This window comes from Vibrio sp. 2134-1, assembly GCF_033339495.1.
Genome location: NZ_JAWOUS010000002.1, coordinates 414,010 through 434,196, shown reverse-complemented (window position 1 = coordinate 434,196; position 20,187 = coordinate 414,010). Strand labels below are relative to the sequence as shown.

Here is a 20,187-nt window from a genome sequence, read left to right as displayed (position 1 = left end):
TAGAGATGCGTATTAAAGAAATTGGCAGAATATTTACTCAAAGATGGTTTCTCGGTCTTATCGGTGTCGCTGCTTGTTCTATTTTCATTTGGGTTGTTGGTCCACTTATTACGATAGCGGGATATGAGCCCCTAAAGAGTGACTTTCAACGGCTAGTCACTATTCTTGTGTTGGTGTTGCTTTGGGCGATATTTAACGTTACCAAGCAGCATAAGCAAAAGGTGAAAGAAGACGAAAGTATTCAAACGTTGCTTGAGGTTGATAGCCAATCAGATAAAGAAGCGGCAAGTGAAATTGACTTAATGCGCGAGCGTATTGAGCAAGCTGTCAAAGTAGTGACGAAAACACACAAAGGCAAGAGAAGCTTGTATGACTTACCGTGGTATGTATTGATTGGCCCTCCTGGAACGGGGAAAACAACCGTATTAAAGCAGTCGGGGTTAGAGTTTCCATTAGGAGACAGCCTTGGCTCTGACTCTATTGCCGGTGTAGGTGGCACTCGTCACTGTGATTGGTGGTTTGCAAATAAAGCAGTTCTTATAGATACGGCTGGCCGGTATACGACACAAGACAGTCAAGAAAAGGTCGACTCTAAAGCGTGGCATGGTTTCTTAGGATTGTTGAAAAAGTATAGAACGCAAAGACCAATTAATGGTGCGATTGTTACGATAAGTTTAGCCAGCGTGATGTCTCAGACTCGAACCGAGCGAAGTCTTCATGCTCGAGCAATTAAGTCGAGACTTCAAGAACTGAAAAACCAGTTAGGCATGCAGTTTCCGATTTACGTATTGCTCACCAAAATGGATTTAGTTGCCGGTTTCAATGAGTTCTTTGCTGATTTAGGTAAGGAAGAACGAGAGGAATTATTTGGTTTCATGTTCCCTCGTGAAGTGGATGATGAAAGAGGCGTTATTTCTCTATTCAACAAAGAATTTCATGGCATGTTGGAGCGCCTTGATGCCCGTATGCTTAGAATACTTGAAACAGAGGACGATTTAGATAAACGCGCGCTTATCTTTGAATTTCCAAAGCAATTAAGAGTGCTACAAGCTAATCTTGACGAGTTTTTAGCTGAAATTTTTGCACAAAACAGTTTTGAAGAGCCTGCCTTGATTCGTGGTGTGTTTATGTTGAGTTCGGTTCAAGAAGGCTTACCAGTCGATAAGCTGATGAATGAATCAACCAATGGACTTGGGTTAAATCGTTTAGCTCTAGCAAAGAGTCAGACTGGTTCTCATAGTTATTTCGTAAAGAATCTTTTTGACAAGGTTATTTTCAAAGAGCAACTGTTAGGAACAGTTAATCGTCACTATCAAAAGCAGTCAGGTTGGATGCGTCGAGGTGTTTACATTGGATGTACAACGCTACTGCTAGGAGCTTCTGCGCTTTGGTTTATGAGTTATAAGTGGAACTCACAGTTAATTGTCGATACCAATGAACAAGCGAGCCATATTGATGCAATGATTGGCGCTCAAAGTTTAGATTTTGAAGCGGATATTGTTTCAGCTGTAGAAACATTAGATAAGTTGATGACGCTTCCTCTCGGAAAGCAAAGCGACTACGGTGATGCCGACTCTGTAAAGAGGTTTGGTCTCTATCAGGGAGACAAAGTGTCTCAGGCGGCAAACAATGCATATTCTGATGCTTTGACTCAATATTACGCCCCTCTGCTTCTTGATAGCTTGGTGTCAGAAATGGAGAGCAATCAACAGCATCGTGAGTATTTGTACGAAACGTTAAAAACGTATTTGATGTTATTCAATCCAGACAAATATCAACAAGATGAAGTGTTGGCTTGGTTTAACTTTTATTTCGAACGTCAATATCCGGGTGAGCTAAACGCAGACTTAAGAAGACGTTTGCTACAGCACACTCAATATTTATTAGGCAACGATGGACAAGGCTTTACTTACAACACTGCTGCCGTGACGAGTGCTCGAGAAGTGTTGACTCAAATGTCTCTACCTGAACGTGCTTATCAGCGAATGAAAATACAATTTTCTAAGAGTCATGTACCTTCATTTCGCTTGACTGATGTATTGGGACCTAAAGGGCTTGAGCAGTTCGAGCGAGCTAGTGGAAAACCGCTATCACAAGGCATTTCGGGCTTCTACACGTACAATGGTTTTCATAGCATTTTTCAGATTCAGATCAACCGTACAGTAAAAAGCCTAATGGAAGAGAACTGGGTTTATGGTGACGATCTTAAGGCTCATGAAATTGATCAAGATAGTGCCATCCAAGGCGTTCAGTCACGATACTATCAAGATTATGTTAATGAATGGAAAACGTTGATCGAAGATATTCAATTGAAGCAGGCTCCGAGCCTAGAACTTGCGACAGAGCAAGCGAGGGTTTTATCTGGAGTTGAAAGACCAATCGAATCTTTGTTGAGAGCAATCCAAAAAGAGGTTGCTCTATCAAAAGTATCATTGTCAGAAAATCAAAAAGCCGCTTCTGAAGTTGCTGGTAAAGTTGCCAAAGTTAAGTTTTCAAATACGGCAGATAGACTAGACATGTATTTACCTGAAGAAAACGGTTTCAATGTTGCTCTGCCAGGTAAAGAAGTCGAATCGCATTTTTCAGAGATCTTACGCCTTGGTGAGCAAGACTTTGATGATATTCAACAAGCAATGGTTAACTTGCGTTCGTATTTAAGTGACTTATCAAGCTCTGGTAACAATCAGAAAATTGCCTACAAAAGTATTTTAGATGGAACCGTTACACAAGATGTCGCAGCTTCCTTTGCTCGTGCTAAAGAACTTTTGCCGAGACCATTTAATCAATGGCTAGGTGAGCTTTCTCAAGAGTCGGTTAAGTTTGCGGAGAGCGGTTCGAAGGATCATCTAAATCAACTTTGGGTAACACAGGTGGTCCGCCCTTATCAGCGGACTATTGCTGGCAGATATCCATTCGAGCCCAACGCGAGCAGAGAAGTTAGATTGAAAGACTTTAAGCGATTCTTTGGTTATGGAGGTACGCTTGACGCATTCTTCCAAGAATACCTCGAACCGTTTGTGGATACTTCGAAAAGTCGTTGGCGATTAGAAAAGGAAATTGGAGTTCGTCCAGAAACACTAATGGTCTTTCAAAGAGCGCAACGTATCAGGCAGTCTTTCTTTGAATCTGATAATTCATTACGCGTAGAGTTTGGGATGAAGCCTGTTTATCTAGACCAGCACATTACTCGATTTGTCTTAGAGTTGGGTGGACAAGATTTGGTTTATAAGCATGGACCAGCAAGAGCTAAATCGTTGAGTTGGCCTGCCGGTCAAGATCAGACTCGAATTGTGTTCACACCACCTGAATCTAAACGCGAAATTGCGCATACCTATGAAGGTGAGTGGGGCATATTCAAGCTTTTGGATCAATCACTTAAAGCAAGGCCAGAATCGCGTAAAGACAATATAGTTATGATTGATTTAAAGGGAAATAAGGTGCAGCTAGAGCTTATTCCTTCTAGTGCCATTAATCCGTTTTGGTCAAATGAAATGGAGAGGTTCAGATGTCCACGAACCTTATAACATCAGGCTGGGGATATATCGGCAAAATGCCTGCAAAAGGGGACTTTGTGAAAGATGGTTTATCACAAGATTTCTCGGAGCGTTGGCATGATTGGCAACAGGCGGTTATTGCAGTCAGCAGGGAACAACTGGGTGAAAGCTGGAATGAGCACTTTTTAACGGCTCCTGTGTGGCACTTTGCTTTGGATATTAGCTATTTAGAAGACTCAACCTACATTGGTAGCATGATTCCTAGTGTTGATGCATGCGGTAGATACTTTTTCTTTACTATAGCTCGTGCCGTAAAAGGTGAAGCTGCGCAATATTGGGGTGACAGAGCTTGGACCGAGGACAGTGCCGCTCTTGCTCTTTCGGTACTTGAGGACGATTTTGTCTTTGATGTTTGGCATAAGAGTACTCAAGAAAAAAATGACCTCGTTGCGAATGTAACAAGTGAAGTGAGGTCTCTGGAGTTTCTTTATCAAAGCCAAATATCTACAGTTTTTCATGATGACGGCAATACTGATCAAAACACGCTTTTGAATTACCTCATTAAAGAAAAATTGAGTAAACCATGTTTTTGGTGGACTGAAGGTTCAACGAAGGTTGAACCATGCATGTTCATTACGAGTGGATTTCCTTCAATTGGTCAGTTTTCAGCCATGCTTGATGGCGGTTGGAAAAAGTGGAATTGGTAGGATAGAAGAATGAGTTGGAACTATTTTACCTTTGCTAAATCGCACGCAGGAAAAGTACGCCCTTATAACGAGGATGCTCTGTTGGATATGACAGAACAGCATATTTGGGTGGTTGCCGATGGAATGGGTGGACACAGTGCTGGCGATATAGCAAGCCAGATGCTAGTGGATAGAGTCGCGCGCCACATGCAGGATGTCTCCAATACTAATATCGATGATATCCGAAGAGTGGTTCAAGAAGCGAACTTAGAAATTTACCAATACGCACAAAATCACTTAGACGGTAAAACGATGGGAACAACACTTGTTTTGTTGTTTATTCAGGATGGGTATTACCACTGTCTTTGGGTGGGTGATAGCCGAATTTACCAGCTTAGAAGTGGTAATTTTGTCCAAAAAACACGTGATCATAGTCAAGTCATGGACTTAGTGGATCAGGGCTTATTGGCATTTGAAGATGCTGAATCTCACCCTCTTGCAAATGTTATTACCAGAGCTGTTGGGGTCGACGAAAGTGTCACTATTGATCAAGTTTCAGGGCAGTTGGCTGACGGCGATCAGTTTTTACTCTGTAGCGATGGGCTCTCTAAGGAACTTACGAGTGATGAAATTCATCGGACATTGTATGCAGACTCAGTCAACCAAGCTGGATTAGCGCTCATGCATTCGGCTTTGGTTCGGGGCGCAAGTGATAACGTAACTTGTGCTTTGATCAAAGTTCGCCAAGCGCAAACGGAGTGCGAAACAGTAACTAGAGAAGACGCGACAATACCTGTCTTTCTAAGAGGGAGAGCTTATGAGTAATGAAATGTTTGATTGGTATGAACAAGCGTTGGCTCCTATATCTCAAGAAAATCCTACAGGTGTTGATCCTAGAGAGGATGTATCACCACAGTCTGCTTACTATCGGTTGAAAGATCAGCGTATGGCCGCCCGCAACGCTGAACGTAATGCTCTTATAGAAGAAGAAAGTATCTATACCCACAGTAATTTATGGCGAGTATTTATTGAAGATGTCCCAGAAATACTCACGAATCAGTCTAAAGATTTGGAATTTGTTGCCTGGCTTATAGAAGCCCTAACTCGATTGTATGGTTTTCGTGGTATGGGCGTTGGCTACAAACTCGCAACCAGTTTAATTGAGAACTTTTGGGATGATCTGTACCCAATGCCTGATGAAGATGGTATTGAGACAAGAATATCGGCGATTATTGGCCTCAATGGTATCGATAGTGAAGGAACACTTATTTTTCCAATTGCTTGTATACCATTGACTGACTTAGGCGTGGAGCAAGCTTATGCCTATTGGGAATATCAGCAAGCTATAGAGCTTGAGCGCTTAGACGAAGATAAGCGCCGAAATCGAGTCGAGCTTGGGGCTGTTGAGCTATCTGAAATTACAACTACGGTTAAGTCGACTTCTGATACGTTTTATCGAGAATTAATCACGGATTTGGAGTTCGCTACGGAATCATTTAATGAATTCAGTCAGCGATTAGATGAAGCGGTCGGTGATGTGACTCCTAGTTCTTATATATCAAAAAGACTTGAATCAATACACTCGGCATTAAAGCACCTTCTTGGAGATCGTTTTAATCAACCACAAGCAGTGATTGAAGAGCTAGAGGATCTTGATGAATCTTCTTCTGAACAACCGTTAAGTTCACAAAGTTGTGATGCATTATTAGCGACAAACATGAAATCACGAGAGCAGGCAATTAGACAATTGCAGCAAGTAGCTGATTTCTTCCGAGAGAGTGAACCTCACTCACCAGTTTCTTACTCCATCGAACAGATCATTCGTTGGTGTGGGATGCCTCTGCCGGAGTTACTGGCGGAACTTATCTCCGACGGGGATGCAAAGAAAAGCTACTTCCGTTTGGTTGGCATAGCAGAACAAAATGAAAATTAATAAAGGGAGAATGGTATGACGAGTATCCACTCGAAACTATCACGAGTACGGAAGCCTCGTGTCCACATTACCTATGATGTTGAAACTGAAGGTACAACTCTTAAGAAAGAACTGCCTTTTGTTGTAGGTGTAATGGGTGATTTCGCTGGTCAAAACACAGAAGCGTTGAAGCCATTAAAAGACCGCCGTTTTATTCAGATCGATCGAGATAACTTTGACGATGTACTCAAAAAAATGAATCCATCGGTGAAGTTTAAAGTTGCGAATAAGCTTGCGAATGACGATTCACAGTTTGAGGTCGATTTAAACTTTAAATCAATGCAAGACTTTGAGCCTGCTGCGATCGTAAATCAAGTTGATCCACTACGCCAATTGATGGAAACGCGTAATAAACTGCGTGATTTGATGACAAAAGTTGACCGCTCAGAAGAGCTTGAAAATATCCTAGAGGATGTTTTGAACAATACGGACAATCTGGCAAGACTTGCAGGCGAGTTAGATCTTGACAAGAAAGCGAAGTCAGACAGTACTGAAGGAGCGGAATAATGACGACTGAAGCTGAAAAACAGTTAGATCCAACAGTTAATGAACAGACAACTTCATTCTTAGATCAAGCTATTGGTGCGACTAAGCAGACCGAAGCTTCTCGTGCTGAGGAGCTGATTAAAACGCTCGCTGAAGAAGCAATGAAAGGGACAGTTACTTGGAACAAAAACCTAACAGTAACTTTTCGTGAAGCGATTAATTTGCTCGATAGGCAGATTTCTGATCAGTTGTCTGAAGTAATGCATCACCCAGAATTACAGAAACTCGAAGGTTCTTGGCGCGGCTTAAATTATCTAGTGATGAATTCAGAGACCAGCTCTACTCTGAAAGTTCGCATGATGAGTATGACCAAGAAAGAGCTACATAAAGACTTGAGCAAAGCTGTTGAGTTTGATCAAAGCCAGATCTTTAAAAAGGTTTACGAGTCTGAGTTTGGTAGTGCTGGTGGTGAACCGTATGGTGCATTGATTGGAGACTATGAGTTTACCAACCACCCAGAAGATATTGAGTCGTTACGCCTAATGTCAAATGTAGCGGCTTCTGGTTTCTCTCCATTCTTGTCCGCGGCTTCACCAGCACTATTCGGCTTTGATGAGTGGACTGAGCTGTCAAAACCACGCGACCTAGATAAGGTATTTGAATCACTAGAATACGCCCAATGGCGTTCGTTCCGCGAGAGTGCCGATTCGCGCTTCGTTAGTCTGACGATGCCAAAAGTCCTTGCTCGTTTGCCATACGGACAAGCTACCGCTCCAGTCGAAGAGTTTGGGTTTGAAGAGTTCGAAGTAGATCCTGTTTCAGGTATTGCTGTTAACGCTGAACATAACGACTACTGTTGGATGAACTCTTCGTATGTTCTTGGTGTTAAGTTAACCGACGCATTTTCAAAATATGGATTTTGTACTGCCATCCGTGGTGCAGAAGGCGGCGGTCGAGTGGATAACTTGCCAACGCATTTCTTCATGAGTGATGATGGCGACCCTGATATGAAGTGCCCAACAGAGATTGGTATTACCGACAGACGTGAGGCGGAGCTTGGTAAGCTTGGTTTCTTACCGCTTTGTCACTACAAAAACACCAACTATGCAGTGTTCTTTGGTGCGCAAACCTGTCAAAAACCAGCGAACCATGAATCCCCTGAAGCAACGGCCAATGCGGCCATTTCTGCCCGCCTACCTTATATGATGGCAACATCTCGTTTTGCGCATTATTTGAAAGTAATGGCTCGAGATAAAATTGGTAGCTTTATGGAAGCAGAAGACGTTGAGTCTTGGCTGAACCGCTGGATCCTAGGTTACGTCAATGCTTCTGAAGGCGGTGGTCAAGAGATCAGAGCGAAATACCCTCTAGCAGACGCTCGTGTTCAGGTTAAGGAAATTCCTGGCGCACCTGGTTCTTACAATGCCGTAGCATGGCTGAAACCTTGGTTGCAAATGGAAGAACTGACGACATCTTTGCGACTTGTGGCCAAGATCCCTCAGTCAGGTGGATAAGAAATGAATTGGCTGGTCGAAAGGCCAGCCATGACCAATCTTTATGTTCTAGATGGAATTAGCAGTGTCACTTAACTTTCGCGACCCTAGCAAGCTAAAACATGAGTTCAGTACCGGAGGCTACGCTGAACTTGATAGCCCGTGGTTGACTCGATTCAATGAATCTTCTGATCTTGTAGCGTCAGCGCGAATTTGGTTAGAAGGTACACGTTCAAGAGATTTGGACAGCTTTCGTCATAGTGTGATGAACACAATTAACCGCATTGATGAGCTATTAGAATCTCAACTCAATGAAATATTACATCATCCTGAGTTTCAACAGCTCGAAAGGGGGTGGGTTGGAGTTAGGTATTTATGTGAACAGGTTGATTCTCGTTCATCGGATTCTGTAAAAGTTAAGGTTTTAACGGCGACATGGAATGAAATCAGTAAAGATGCTTTAAAAGCCATCGAGTTTGACCAATCAGCACTATTTAAGTTGCTCTATCAAAATGAATATGGCACGGCAGGGGGAGAACCCTTTGGTGTGGTGGTTGGAGATTATCAGCTTCGCTGTGATCCTAGTAAAAATTATTTTGATAGAGATCTGTCTGTGTTGAGTAAGATCTCTCAGTCTGCAGCTGCAGCATTCAGCCCATTTATCATGTCTGCGTCGCCAGAGATGTTTGGTGTTGATAGTTTCGCTCAACTCTCTGCGATAAGAGATATAGCAGCCCAATTTGAACAGGAAGATTATGCAAAGTGGCGTAGTTTGAGAGACAACGATGATGCTAAATTTATTGGTTTGACTGCACCTAACGTCTTGTTCCGTCAGCCATACAAAAGTGATGGCTCGCGGAATGATAAATTCAACTTTCAAGAACACATCTACGACTCCAACCGAGATTTGCTGTGGGGGAGTAGTGCGTACTGTTTTGCTGCCGTATCAATTAGAGCATTTCAGGAACATGGTTGGTTCACGCATATGCGAGGGATTAAACAAGGCGATTACAGTCAGGGTATTATCGTCGCTCCTACAAGGAGCACGATGCGTGTTAATGGCAAGAATGACCGTGAAAGATGTCCGTTAAACTTGAAAATCTCTGAGAGAAAAGAACAAGAATTGTCTGAGTGCGGTTTTATTTCTATTTCTCCAATACCTGAGACCGATATGGTAGGGATGACCTCGAATGTATCTCTCTACAAGCCCAAACAATACGCAGAAAAGCATATTTCAACGAATGCAAAACTGACATCGATGTTGCAATACACATTGTGTGTATCGCGAGTCGCACATTATCTCAAGGTTATGGGGCGTGACAAAATTGGTGGGTATCAAGACGCGGAAAGCCTAGAGCGTGACTTTCAACGCTGGTTACACCAGTACACTACCGCATCAGATGAAGCGTCTGATGAGCTTCGGGCTAAATACCCCCTAAATGAAGCAAAAATTACAGTTCGAGAGAAAAGAGAAACTCCTGGACATTATTACTCAGTTATCCATTTGCGACCGCATTTTCAACTCGATCAAATGGTATCTAGCATTAAATTAATTACCGAATTATCACCAGAGCACATGGTGTAAGGAAATAACAATGACTCAATGGAAAAATGCTTTGTCCCAAGGCCTATTGCAACACGCTCTAGAGCAATTAATTGATGAAATTAAAGCAACGCCTAAAGATGCGAGCTTGAGAAGTTCTTTCATTGAGCTTCTGTGCATTTATGGGGACTTCGAGCGTGCGGACGCTCAGCTCATGCAATCGATTAAATTGTTTCCTGAGTATCTGCCTGGTGCAAGTCAGCTGCGACATTTAGTGAAAGCAGCTCAAGCTAGAAAGGATTTTATTAATGGTGCGGCTAGTGCCAAAGTATTAGGTGATGAGGAATTAACTAAAGATCTTGTTCGATTTAATCTTGCTCTCGGAAATCAAGAGTACGAAGAAGCGTCACGTCTATCACATCGCATTGAAGAGCATCGTACTATTAAAGGGTTTAACGTAAACGGCACAAACTACGAAGATGCTAGAGATATTGATGATCGTTTAGGTGGTTACATTGAACTGTTTTCTACAGCAGGTAACTATTTTCTTGTACCCATATCGAGCATCCATACGCTAGAAGTTAAAGCACCTACTTCTTTGTTAGAGAGTATTTGGCGACCTGTCGAGTTTGATATCGATGGACTTGGTGAAGGCGAAGGCCATATGCCTTTGACGTATGTCGACTCAGAGACCGATGCGCAAAAGTTAGGTCGAGAAACGGATTGGAAGCAGATTGGTGAGCAAGAATCTTTTGTTGGCTTGGGTCAAAAATGTTGGTTAGTCGGTGACTCAGCGCTTCCAATCTGTGATTTGACTACATTATTAGAACAGAAACAAATAGCGTAGAAATATCATGTCGTTAACCGTTTCTCTGCTCGACAAATTGATAGATAGTGATCCTCTCACTCGAGATGAGAAAGACTTCCCTGCAAGCCAGCAACAGATGTTGAGCAGCTTACTTAGAGATCTAGAGTCGATGCTGAATAGTCGTATTGGATGGAAAAACATTCCTGATGATCTTCTAGAGGTTCGTTATTCAATATTGAATTATGGGCTGCCAGATTTTTCCTCAATGCCCTATAGCAGCCAAGAAGGGCAGAATCAGCTTTGCGACATCGTTCATGATGCAATTAAAGAGTTTGAGCCGAGGTTAAGGAACCCTCATGTCCAGATTTCGGACGAGAAAAACGCTATTGATAGGGTATTGAGGTTACAGATAAATGCCACTTGCTTAATTGATAACAGTATTCATGAAGTGCGATTCAATTCTGAAGTAGAGCCGGTAAATTTAGGTATGAAACTGAGTAGAGCAAAATGAGTGAAGAGTTTCTCAAGTACTATAATCGCGAGTTAGCTTATTTGCGTCACAAAGGGCAAGAGTTTGGTGAGCAGTATCCCAAGATTGCCGCGAGACTTCGTATTAGTGAGGAACAGGTTGACGATCCACACGTAGAAAGATTGTTAGAAGGCTGCGCATTCCTAACAGCAAGGATTAGACAAAGCTTAGACAATAGTTACCCTCAGTTTACAGAGTCTTTGATGGGACAGTTATATCCGGATTTTCACGCCCCAATCCCGTCAATGTCAGTCATTAAAATGAGCTGTTCTAACTCCACTTCCTCTTATTTTGATGTAGAAGAAGGCGAGCGAGTTGTTATCGGTGCTCCTGGATATCATGAGTGCGAGTTTAGAACTTGTTATCCGGTCAGAATGTATCCTGTTGATGTGACCTCTGGCGTTTTTAAAAATGCGCCTTTCAAGCCAGTTGGCTCACGATGGGAAAGCAATGCTCATTCAGTTTTGAAAGTACAGCTCACGGCTCAAGATGAAGAGACTCCTCTTGGTGAAATGGGGGTAGAACGGCTGCGCTTCTATTTAAACGGTCAATCTCAATTGACTTTTAAGCTCTACCAAATGCTGTTTCAAAACCTAATTGGTTTATCTGTTGTTGTGGATGGCAAAGAAGTTCGTCCTTTAACCAAAAGACATCTTTCTGAAGTGGGATTTTCAGAAGATGAGAAAGTTGTGCCATACAGTAAAAGAAGCTTTTCAGGAGCAAGATTACTTGTTGAGTATTTACACTTTCCTGAGAAGTTTATGTTCTTTGATATCACCGAACTTGGATTATCAGAGCTAGATCTTAGAGAGCAAGTCGAACTGTATTTTTACTTTGATACCAACGATGACTGGCTTCCAAAGCAAGTGGACGAAGAAAGCTTAATGGTAGGCTGTGTGCCTGTGATCAACTTATTTAAAAGTATTATGGAGCCTAAGCGTATTCTACCAACTGAATACGATTACCACTTGTCTCCACAATACCAAGAAGCTGAAAGTAATGAGGTTGTCTCAATTTCTGACGTAACGTTGAGAAACTGGAACAAAACGTACCACAATTTGCCATGTTATCACGCTGGTGAGCACACGCATTATACGAACACTAGTGAGATTTATTGGTTGATGAGACGTGAGGATAAGAACTGGGCTGGTGGGTATGATGAGCCAGGTAGAGAAACTTACATTTCTTTTGTTGATAAAAAACATCAATTGTTCAGCCCGGATAGCCGGGAAAACTGGTTAATGTACGTGGAAGCTGAGTGCTGTAACCGCAACTTAGCGCAGAAACTTCCATTTGGAGGTGGGCTGCCGCAAGTATCTTTACCGGAGGTAAATGACAATTTCGAATCTGTTCGTTGTTTAGTTTCTTTATCAGAAACTATTCGGCCAGAAATGGATGAAAGCACACGATGGCAGTTAACTAAGCTTTTAACTTTAAACCATTTTACCGAGGAAGATGGTTTAGCAACTTTGAAGCAGACCCTTAATCTCTATGCATTTTCTGGGACAGCAGAAACGAAAGCGGTAATCGATGCTTTAACTAAGTTAGAGTTTGAGCCTACTACAGGAAGAATTAGTCAGAAAGGCAAAGTTGGATTTGCGCACGGTATAAAAATTATTTTGACGGTTTCTGATCAAATTTTACCTAAAGAGCAGATCTTTCTCTTAGGTAGTGTTTTATCTGTTTACTTCTCGCAATATGCTGAAATTAACATTTTTACGCAGTTAGAAATAAGACTTAAGTCCACAGGAAAGTCTTTCCACCTATGGCCCGCATTAACTGGCGATAAGGTGTTGCTATGAGCGCGGAACAATTTTATCGAGAATTAAAGCAACATCCATTGTTTGAAGCGATTCATCTTATTGAACACGAAGTTCTGCAAGCAGAGGCGCAAATAGGAACAGATGCGTTACCGAAGCATGAAAAGCTAAACTTAAAGGTTAATCCATCATTAGGTTTTGAAAATGCTCAGCTTTGTGAACTGAAAAATATAGATGACAGCAAGTTAGAGATTGAGACCAATTTAATAGGCCTAACGGGTGAGCAAGGTGTGCTTCCCCAGCACTATAGTGAATTGGCTTTACATCGCCAAAAAGAAGGTGATACGGCTATGGTGGACTTCTACGATATTTTCAATCATCGCTTATTATCTCTTTATTATCGATGTTGGCAATTGAGTCAGCTGACTGTTCAGTCTCGTGCGCATGCGCAGGGCGCGCGTTCGCCGTTAGAAAGCTGTAAATCGGCATTAACTGGGAAAGGGAGTTCACTGTCCCGGCACTATGGTGGTGTGTTTGCTTCACCAATGAGAAGTAAAGGTGGACTAAAAAGTATTCTTGAATGTTTATCTGGATGCCAAGTAAAAGTTCATGAATTTCAAGGACAATGGTTACACCTTACGAAAGAAGAGCAAACACGCCTTGCATCCCGAACTATGCCTGAAGGGCAGTTTGCTCAACTTGGTTTAGGAGCTTCTTTGGGTTCGAAAGCATGGAATATCAACGCGGGGACAACAATAGAATTTCTGCCAAAAGATAAACAGCTAGTTAGTAAATTGCTTCCTAACCAACCCAATATAGCAATCATTAAGAACGCTGCTTATGAGTTGATTGGAAAACATAAACAACTGAAGTGGCAGCTCACCACCAAACATAGTTTGCTACCACAAGCTTGTTTATCGAAACAGCAGGGGCAGTTAGGTATTGGTTCTGTGCTTAAAAAACACGAACGTACAAAAGATCGAACTATAACAATTACTATTTAAAGGAAATGTAATGGCTTCACTCTCACTTTCAGCGTTGGTCGAAAGATTGTCTCCTCAGGCTAAGGAAACACTTGAACAGGCAGCTGCGATGGCAAGCTCCCGAACTCATCACAGTATTGAAATGTCTCACTGGTTAATGATGATTATCCGCCATCCTGACGATATTTACTCTGAAGTTTTTGACGAATTTGATGTCGATAAAATCAAGGTTGAAACCGATATTCAAAAGGCATTAGAAAACTACAAAACAGGATGCCAGTCGGTGCCAGGGCTATCAGCTCATACGGTGACTGTTATGCAAAATGCCTTGTTATCTGCAACCATTGAATTCAATCAAGAACAGTTGGGGTGCATCCATCTTTTATTTGCCTACTTGTCTGATGATACGTTAGTCAACATGGCTGGTTCGATTAGTCCTGAACTAAACAAGATAGAACCATCTCGCTTATTGAACTTTAAAGAAAGTAATGCCCCTCAATCAAGATCGAATGACTTAGCGCAGTCAAACGCGAATTCCGCCTTGAATCAATTTACAACAGACCTTACTGAGCAAGCTAGGGAAGGTAAAATAGATCCGGTGATTGGTAGAGATAATGAAATTCGTCTAATGATCGATATTTTATTAAGACGCCGACAAAACAACCCGATTCTTACGGGAGAAGCTGGCGTTGGAAAAACAGCCGTTGTTGAAGGTTTGGCGCAAAAGATCATTGATGGCGATGTACCTCCCGCTCTGCAAAATGTGGCGATTAAGTCTCTGGATTTGGCATTACTGCAAGCCGGCGCAGGCATGAAAGGTGAGTTTGAAAACAGGCTTAAGAACCTTGTGAAGGAAGTAAACGACGCTCCACAGCCTATTATATTGTTCATTGATGAAGCTCATGGCCTAATTGGCGGTGGTGGGCAAGCGGGCCAAGGTGATGCGGCGAATATTCTGAAGCCAGCATTAGCGAGAGGCGAACTCAGAACGATAGCAGCAACTACGTGGGCAGAGTATAAAAAGTATTTTGAAAAAGATGCAGCTTTAACTAGGCGTTTTCAAGTCGTAAAGGTTGATGAGCCAGCCCCTGAGCTCGCGATCGAAATGTTACGAGGCTTACTTGATGTAATGGCACAACACCACGATGTTCATATCACTAACCAAGCTCTCAATGCAGCGGTCCAACTCTCAGCTCGATACATTAATGGTCGTCAACTGCCAGATAAGGCGGTTTCTGTTTTGGATACGGCCTGTTCTCGAGTTGCGTTAAGTCAGTCATCTACACCGGGAGGTCTAGATGCGAAAAGAAACAAACTTAAAGCAAAGCAAGCTGAGTATGAGCATCTTAGCCAAGAGAATCGATTAGGAGCATCTCTTGATGTACAGCTGCAAAGTGTCCGAAAAGAGATTGATGCGCTATCTAATGACATTATTGAATTAGAAGTACTTTGGGAAAAAGAAAAAGAATGGGTAAGTGAAGCTAAGTCACTTAGAACCCAAATAATCCAGGAGGGTTCTGAGACTGCGAGAGACAAGTTACAAGAGCTTGAAAATAACCTCTCCGCTAACTCACAGCCCTTAGTTTTTTCGCATGTAAATGAAGCGCTAATCGCAGAAGTTATTTCGGATTGGACCGGTATACCGCTGGGTAAACTTCAGGATGATGAAATCCAAGCAGTATTGGGTTTGAAAGAAAGTTTGTGTAAGCGAGTTGTCGGGCAGGATCACGCTTTAGAGCTCATGTCTGAAGTGATAAAAACCGCGAGTGCGCAGCTCACGGATGAGACACGACCAAATGGTGTATTTCTCCTAACCGGACCAAGCGGAGTGGGTAAAACCGAATCGGCTTTGGCGATTGCAGAGAAAGTGTATGGTAGTGAAGAAAATGTCACGACTATCAATATGTCGGAATTTAAGGAAGAGCATAAAGTCTCATTGCTATTAGGTTCTCCTCCTGGTTATGTCGGTTATGGAGAAGGAGGTGTACTGACTGAAGCTGTTAGACGTAAACCTTATAGTGTAATTCTCCTCGATGAAATGGAAAAAGCGCACCCTGGTGTTCAAGATATTTTTTATCAGGTATTTGATAAAGGCTCAATTAAAGACGGTGAAGGTCGAGATATAGACTTTAAAAACACTATTATTATTATGACCGCGAACACAGGGACCGAAACGACGATGTCTTTGTATTCTGATCCTGATTTAGCGCCTGAGCCGTCAGCACTAAAAGATGCTTTACGCGATGATTTGTTGGTTGACTTTAAACCAGCATTTTTAGGGCGTGTGAATGTATTACCTTATTTGCCTCTATCAAGAAAAGTATTGATAGAAATAACAAAATTAAAGTTGGATAAAATTACGACTCGTATTCGTAAGCACTATAACGCTGACCTGTTTTTTGATGAGGAACTAATTAATGATATTGTAGACAATAGCAATGAGTCTGGGAGTGGTGCGCGTGTGGTACAAACAACCATAGAAAATACATTGCTTCCGAAGATTTCTCATGAAATATTGCATGCAATTCTTAATGATAAGACGTTTGATGAAATTATTGTTAAAGGTACAACTAGTGGACTCGATGTCTCAATAGTTTAACATCCTTTACACTCTCAATAATAATTGGGAGTTGGTTCATATTAACTATTATTTTTTATAAAAAACGCTTAAATTCAATCTTATTTAAAGATATAACAGGGCGTATTTAAAATGAAGTTTTTGATACATTAATCACTAATTATCACCAAACGTCAGATAATTAAATTACTACGATATATGTCAATTAATAATGCTATAGGAGATTAGCATGCAGTCTAATACGTATCTTAAATACGCAGATATTAAGGGTGAGGCAACAGCCGAGCAATACAAAGATTTGATTACACTACTATCTGTAGATTGGAGTGTAGGTCGTGAGATCTCATCATACACTGGTACAGCGATGGACCGTGAAGCGAGCGCTACTCGTCTATATGATTTGACTATCACCAAACTTCAAGACCGTTCTTCTCCTGACTTATTTAAAGAAGCGACGATTGGTAAAGGTAAACCAGCGGTTTTCCATATTACTAAGCAGGGTGAGAAGGTTGAAGAGATCATGAAGATCGAACTGACTGATGCGATGATTTCTAACTACTCAGTTTCTATCCAAGACGATCGTCCAGTTGAAACTATCACAATTTCTTACACAGAAATGATGATGACAGTGACTCCTACTGACGATAAGAACAACACTTCTGCTCCATTGGTATACGGCTACAGCGGTGTTAAAGGTCAACAAATGTAATTTTCATGCGGGGGAGTATTCCTCCGCATTTTTTGAAAGAAGTATTTAATGAAAAGAGCAACTCAAGATAACAATTTCATCCGAATTTCTTCGCCATTCGGTAAAGATGCCATCATACTAAACTCGTTTGAGTATAGAGAAGAGATCTCAGAACTTTTTTCATTGCGTGCTAAAGCTTACTTTAATGATCAACGAAGTGAGTTAAACGAAATTATTGGTAAGGAAGTTACCATTACCCTTGAAAATAATGAGGATGTTTCTTCAAATCCTCGTTATATGCATGGTTATGTTTCTGCTGCAAGATTAGAAGGGAAAAGGGTTTCTAATACACATAAAGGCGAAAATTATAAAAACATAGAATTATTAATAGAGCCTAAATTACGTTTCGCTGAATATCGAAAAAATTGCAGAATATTTCAGCATAAAGATATAAAGGAAATTATCTCTGAAGTACTATCGGAGCATAGTGTTGCCTTTAGTTTTGAATTAACCAAGTCCTATCCTAAATACACATACAAAGTACAATATGAAGAATCAGATCTTGAATTTGTTCGACGTCTGTTATCGGAGGAGGGGCTATCATTTTGTTTTACACATACTAAGTCTGCCCATACGCTCAATATTTTTGATGACATCAGTTTTTATAAGCCGGGTACTGAGTTTTTAGTCGATTTTGATACAGGTACGGCGAAATCTAGCCACATTTCTTCTTGGCATGAAACGCAAATTCTGACTACTAAAGCGAGTCAAAAGTCAGGCTATAACATGCTCAAGCCTTCTTCGAATCCTAAAAATACTGCAAAGGGTGAAAGTGATTTTTTTACAGTACCTGGAAGCGAGTATTTTGAATACATGGGTGAAATGGAGAGCAATGATCAATACGCACTGAGAAACACGCATGCAATAGAAGCACTACAGCAAAATGCATATTTGTGTCGTGGCGTGGCTACGTGCAGAACATTCAGTGTGGGCAAGTGCTTCAAGTTTAAAAAGCATGAAGATAAATCTCGAGTCGGCAAAGAATATGTACTGTCTTCTGTTTTTTTGTCTGCTGCTGTTTATAACCAGACTGGTCAAGGTGGCACCGGTGCGCAAGGTGTCAAAGTCTCGTTTAGTTGTGTTGACTCAAAGACAATCCTGCGTCCTTCAGTTAACTACCCTAAACCTCAGATGAAAGGTTTGCAAACCGCAGTAGTTACGGGGAACAAAGATGGTGAAATTTACATAGACAAACATGGCCGTATCAAAGTTCAGTTTCACTGGGACCGTGTTGGTAAATACGATGTAAATAGTTCATGTTGGATTCGTGTTGCGCAAAATATTGCAGGTAACGGATGGGGGTCGGTGTTTCACCCTAGAGTCGGACAAGAGGTCATCGTCGAGTTTGTTAACGGAGACCCTGACCAACCAATCGTTACGGGGTCACTATATAACGGTAGTCAACTCCCTCCTTACGCTTTACCAGAGCAAAGTTCTCAGAGTGGTTATAAATCACGCTCTGTACAAAAAGGTACATCCAATTTTAATGAGTTGCGCTTCGATGATAAGCCTGGTGAAGAGCACATTTATCTTCATGCTGAAAAACTGTTCCAAATGCTAGTTGAAGACTGTGTTGATATCGCCGTTGAAAACAGTAAAACCGAAAAAGTGACCAATGATGTTAATCAAGAGGTTGGTCAGAACGCGAGCTTGAAAGTAGGTAAAAACTTTTCGAATGAAACGGGTGAAGTGCTGTCTTTTAATGCAGGAAAGAGCGTCGAGATCAAAGTAGGTGGTGCTTCTATTCAGATGTCTAGCTCTGGAGAAATCAATATCAAAGGTAATAAAATATCCATTAACGGCTCAGCTATTGCTCTTAAAGCTGGGCAAATTTCATTGAACTAAGGTGATTTAAAGTGGGTAAACCAGCCGCAATTTTGGGTAGCTTTCATCTTTGCCCTAAAAAAACAGGAAAGATACCGCATGTCGGTGGTCCCGTCGTTGTTGGTTCACCAAACGTAACGATTGGCGGGATACCTGCGGCAAGACAAGGCGACAAGCTTATTTGTATCGGTCCTCCGGATAGTATCTCAGCAGGTTCTTCTAGCGTAACAATCAACGGTAAACCAGCCGCGAGAGTCGGCGATTCAACGTCTCATGGTGGCAAAATTCTATCTGGTATGCCTACGGTTTTAATCGGAGGCTAGATGCCACTCGCATTTCAAACGCATCTTCTATCTTTTAATGGCCGTTCACACACCGTTCGCGAGATAGCTGATGATTCTTTTAGATTGTCCGAGGAAATCCGATCCCCTGACTTTGCTCAATCAATAGATGAGCATATATTAAGCCTCCTGCGCTCTGAGCGCGAGAGTCTTGAGCAAGCTGATATCAAGGGGAATCTCTGTGTTCTTTTACCATCTTCGGTAGACAAAAGTTTGCTTAAAGCATTGATAAGCGAGCTTTCTATTTTCGTTGACCAAACTGTCAATACTGAAATTTACTTTTATCCTTATGGCCAAGCTGCATTTTTGATGGCACTAAATCGGATAAATCGTGAAGTTAATGAAACGCAAGCGACTTGGATACTGGCTATAGAGGTTACGAGCGATGTAGAAGGGCATGTCAAACCTCAAAGCTCTATCATTTTAACCAAGTGTTTTTTTCGACATTCAGGTCTTGTGCCTGATGTTGTTCGAATTGATTTAGATGCCAAACAACAACGCATCGCCGTGGACAAGGTGTTTAAGCAATTAGGAGTAAGTTGTGAACATCCACTCAGTCAATTGTATTTATCCGTTAATAAGAAAGAACCGCAATGGTTAAACTCAATGCAATTCTTGTCTCCGTGGGTGACCGATCAAACTCAGTATCAATTTGTTGATATCAAACTTGGCGGATTGGGTGCATGTGGCGGCGTTTTAAAAGCGTTAGTGATTGATGAGCTTCAAAGAAGCAGCCCCTGCCCAGACTTTCACGTGTTGCAAGCCGACATCGAGCCAGATGGCTATGCGGTAGGAGTAATATACAATTGGCGTAGTGAATAGGTCTGGCTATTGCTTTTCCTTCTAGTAGCTGAGGTTTTAGTGATGCAAATGTTATGGGGGATTGACTCGAAATTGGCCCTTTAATGATGTTTGGACAATGACTAGTCGCAGCTTGCTTTT

16 protein-coding genes are annotated in these 20,187 nt (G+C 41.7%); all 16 read left to right on the top strand.

The features are described 5' to 3' along the window. Nucleotides 1–5: 5 nt before the first annotated feature. The 16 genes from tssM to R7R78_RS04245 all read left to right on the top strand — a co-directional run bounded on the left by tssM (nt 6) and on the right by R7R78_RS04245 (nt 20,067). Nucleotides 6–3,524 carry a type VI secretion system membrane subunit TssM gene (tssM, locus tag R7R78_RS04320; protein WP_213966267.1) on the top strand — a complete coding sequence of 1,173 codons (3,519 nt, stop codon included), beginning with the start codon at nt 6–8 and terminating at the stop codon, nt 3,522–3,524. Then, nucleotides 3,506–4,201, top strand: a complete 696-nt coding sequence (gene tagF / locus R7R78_RS04315; protein WP_169644549.1) for a type VI secretion system-associated protein TagF — start codon at nt 3,506–3,508, stop codon at nt 4,199–4,201. The genes tssM and tagF overlap by 19 nt, the downstream gene beginning before the upstream one ends. Nucleotides 4,202–4,210: 9 nt before the next feature. After that, a complete protein-coding gene (locus R7R78_RS04310; RefSeq protein WP_213966266.1) occupies nt 4,211–5,005 on the top strand; it encodes a PP2C family protein-serine/threonine phosphatase in 795 nt (264 codons plus the stop codon). After that, on the top strand, nt 4,998–6,113 hold the full coding sequence (tssA, locus tag R7R78_RS04305; RefSeq protein WP_158173106.1) for a type VI secretion system protein TssA: 1,116 nt from the start codon (nt 4,998–5,000) through the stop codon (nt 6,111–6,113). The genes R7R78_RS04310 and tssA overlap by 8 nt, the downstream gene beginning before the upstream one ends. Nucleotides 6,114–6,128: 15 nt before the next feature. Continuing rightward, the gene (gene tssB, locus R7R78_RS04300; RefSeq protein WP_005387524.1) at nt 6,129–6,659 is read left to right on the top strand and encodes a type VI secretion system contractile sheath small subunit; all 531 of its coding nucleotides are present in this window, start codon (nt 6,129–6,131) and stop codon (nt 6,657–6,659) included. Beyond that, a complete protein-coding gene (tssC, locus tag R7R78_RS04295; RefSeq protein WP_005375950.1) occupies nt 6,659–8,152 on the top strand; it encodes a type VI secretion system contractile sheath large subunit in 1,494 nt (497 codons plus the stop codon). Before tssB ends, tssC (R7R78_RS04295) begins: the two co-directional genes overlap by 1 nt. Before the next feature lie 52 nt (nt 8,153–8,204). Then, complete coding sequence (tssC, locus tag R7R78_RS04290) at nt 8,205–9,716, top strand: type VI secretion system contractile sheath large subunit (protein WP_225473122.1); 1,512 nt, start codon at nt 8,205–8,207, stop codon at nt 9,714–9,716. Between the two features lie 10 nt (nt 9,717–9,726). Next, nucleotides 9,727–10,521 (top strand): type VI secretion system accessory protein TagJ, encoded by a 795-nt coding sequence (locus tag R7R78_RS04285; protein WP_225473121.1) that lies wholly within the window; start codon nt 9,727–9,729, stop codon nt 10,519–10,521. 7 nt (nt 10,522–10,528) lie between these two features. After that, nucleotides 10,529–10,993, top strand: coding sequence for a type VI secretion system baseplate subunit TssE (tssE, locus tag R7R78_RS04280; protein WP_017635621.1), 465 nt, complete (start codon nt 10,529–10,531; stop codon nt 10,991–10,993). After that, nucleotides 10,990–12,813 (top strand): type VI secretion system baseplate subunit TssF, encoded by a 1,824-nt coding sequence (gene tssF, locus R7R78_RS04275; RefSeq protein WP_005387518.1) that lies wholly within the window; start codon nt 10,990–10,992, stop codon nt 12,811–12,813. The genes tssE and tssF overlap by 4 nt, the downstream gene beginning before the upstream one ends. Further along, nucleotides 12,810–13,775: a type VI secretion system baseplate subunit TssG gene (tssG, locus tag R7R78_RS04270; protein ID WP_065275344.1), complete on the top strand. Its 966-nt coding sequence runs from the start codon at nt 12,810–12,812 to the stop codon at nt 13,773–13,775. The genes tssF and tssG overlap by 4 nt, the downstream gene beginning before the upstream one ends. A gap of 10 nt (nt 13,776–13,785) precedes the next feature. Continuing rightward, nucleotides 13,786–16,353 (top strand): type VI secretion system ATPase TssH, encoded by a 2,568-nt coding sequence (gene tssH / locus R7R78_RS04265; RefSeq protein WP_225473120.1) that lies wholly within the window; start codon nt 13,786–13,788, stop codon nt 16,351–16,353. Between the two features lie 208 nt (nt 16,354–16,561). Continuing rightward, nucleotides 16,562–17,041, top strand: a complete 480-nt coding sequence (locus tag R7R78_RS04260) for an Hcp family type VI secretion system effector (protein WP_005375967.1) — start codon at nt 16,562–16,564, stop codon at nt 17,039–17,041. A 48-nt stretch (nt 17,042–17,089) separates the two neighbouring features. Continuing rightward, nucleotides 17,090–18,925: a type VI secretion system tip protein TssI/VgrG gene (gene tssI, locus R7R78_RS04255; protein ID WP_225473119.1), complete on the top strand. Its 1,836-nt coding sequence runs from the start codon at nt 17,090–17,092 to the stop codon at nt 18,923–18,925. Nucleotides 18,926–18,936: 11 nt separating this feature from the next. After that, nucleotides 18,937–19,227: a PAAR domain-containing protein gene (locus tag R7R78_RS04250; protein WP_005375969.1), complete on the top strand. Its 291-nt coding sequence runs from the start codon at nt 18,937–18,939 to the stop codon at nt 19,225–19,227. Continuing rightward, the gene (locus tag R7R78_RS04245; protein ID WP_225473118.1) at nt 19,228–20,067 is read left to right on the top strand and encodes an NAD/NADP transhydrogenase subunit beta; all 840 of its coding nucleotides are present in this window, start codon (nt 19,228–19,230) and stop codon (nt 20,065–20,067) included. The last annotated feature ends 120 nt before the right edge of the window (nt 20,068–20,187 follow it).

Coding starts and splice junctions, on each gene's coding strand:
- tssM (WP_213966267.1), top strand. CDS start 6: ATGCGTATTAAAGAAATTGGCAGAATATTTACTCAAAGATGGTTTCTC.
- tagF (WP_169644549.1), top strand. CDS start 3,506: ATGTCCACGAACCTTATAACATCAGGCTGGGGATATATCGGCAAAATG.
- R7R78_RS04310 (WP_213966266.1), top strand. CDS start 4,211: ATGAGTTGGAACTATTTTACCTTTGCTAAATCGCACGCAGGAAAAGTA.
- tssA (WP_158173106.1), top strand. CDS start 4,998: ATGAGTAATGAAATGTTTGATTGGTATGAACAAGCGTTGGCTCCTATA.
- tssB (WP_005387524.1), top strand. CDS start 6,129: ATGACGAGTATCCACTCGAAACTATCACGAGTACGGAAGCCTCGTGTC.
- tssC (WP_005375950.1), top strand. CDS start 6,659: ATGACGACTGAAGCTGAAAAACAGTTAGATCCAACAGTTAATGAACAG.
- tssC (WP_225473122.1), top strand. CDS start 8,205: ATGGAATTAGCAGTGTCACTTAACTTTCGCGACCCTAGCAAGCTAAAA.
- R7R78_RS04285 (WP_225473121.1), top strand. CDS start 9,727: ATGACTCAATGGAAAAATGCTTTGTCCCAAGGCCTATTGCAACACGCT.
- tssE (WP_017635621.1), top strand. CDS start 10,529: ATGTCGTTAACCGTTTCTCTGCTCGACAAATTGATAGATAGTGATCCT.
- tssF (WP_005387518.1), top strand. CDS start 10,990: ATGAGTGAAGAGTTTCTCAAGTACTATAATCGCGAGTTAGCTTATTTG.
- tssG (WP_065275344.1), top strand. CDS start 12,810: ATGAGCGCGGAACAATTTTATCGAGAATTAAAGCAACATCCATTGTTT.
- tssH (WP_225473120.1), top strand. CDS start 13,786: ATGGCTTCACTCTCACTTTCAGCGTTGGTCGAAAGATTGTCTCCTCAG.
- R7R78_RS04260 (WP_005375967.1), top strand. CDS start 16,562: ATGCAGTCTAATACGTATCTTAAATACGCAGATATTAAGGGTGAGGCA.
- tssI (WP_225473119.1), top strand. CDS start 17,090: ATGAAAAGAGCAACTCAAGATAACAATTTCATCCGAATTTCTTCGCCA.
- R7R78_RS04245 (WP_225473118.1), top strand. CDS start 19,228: ATGCCACTCGCATTTCAAACGCATCTTCTATCTTTTAATGGCCGTTCA.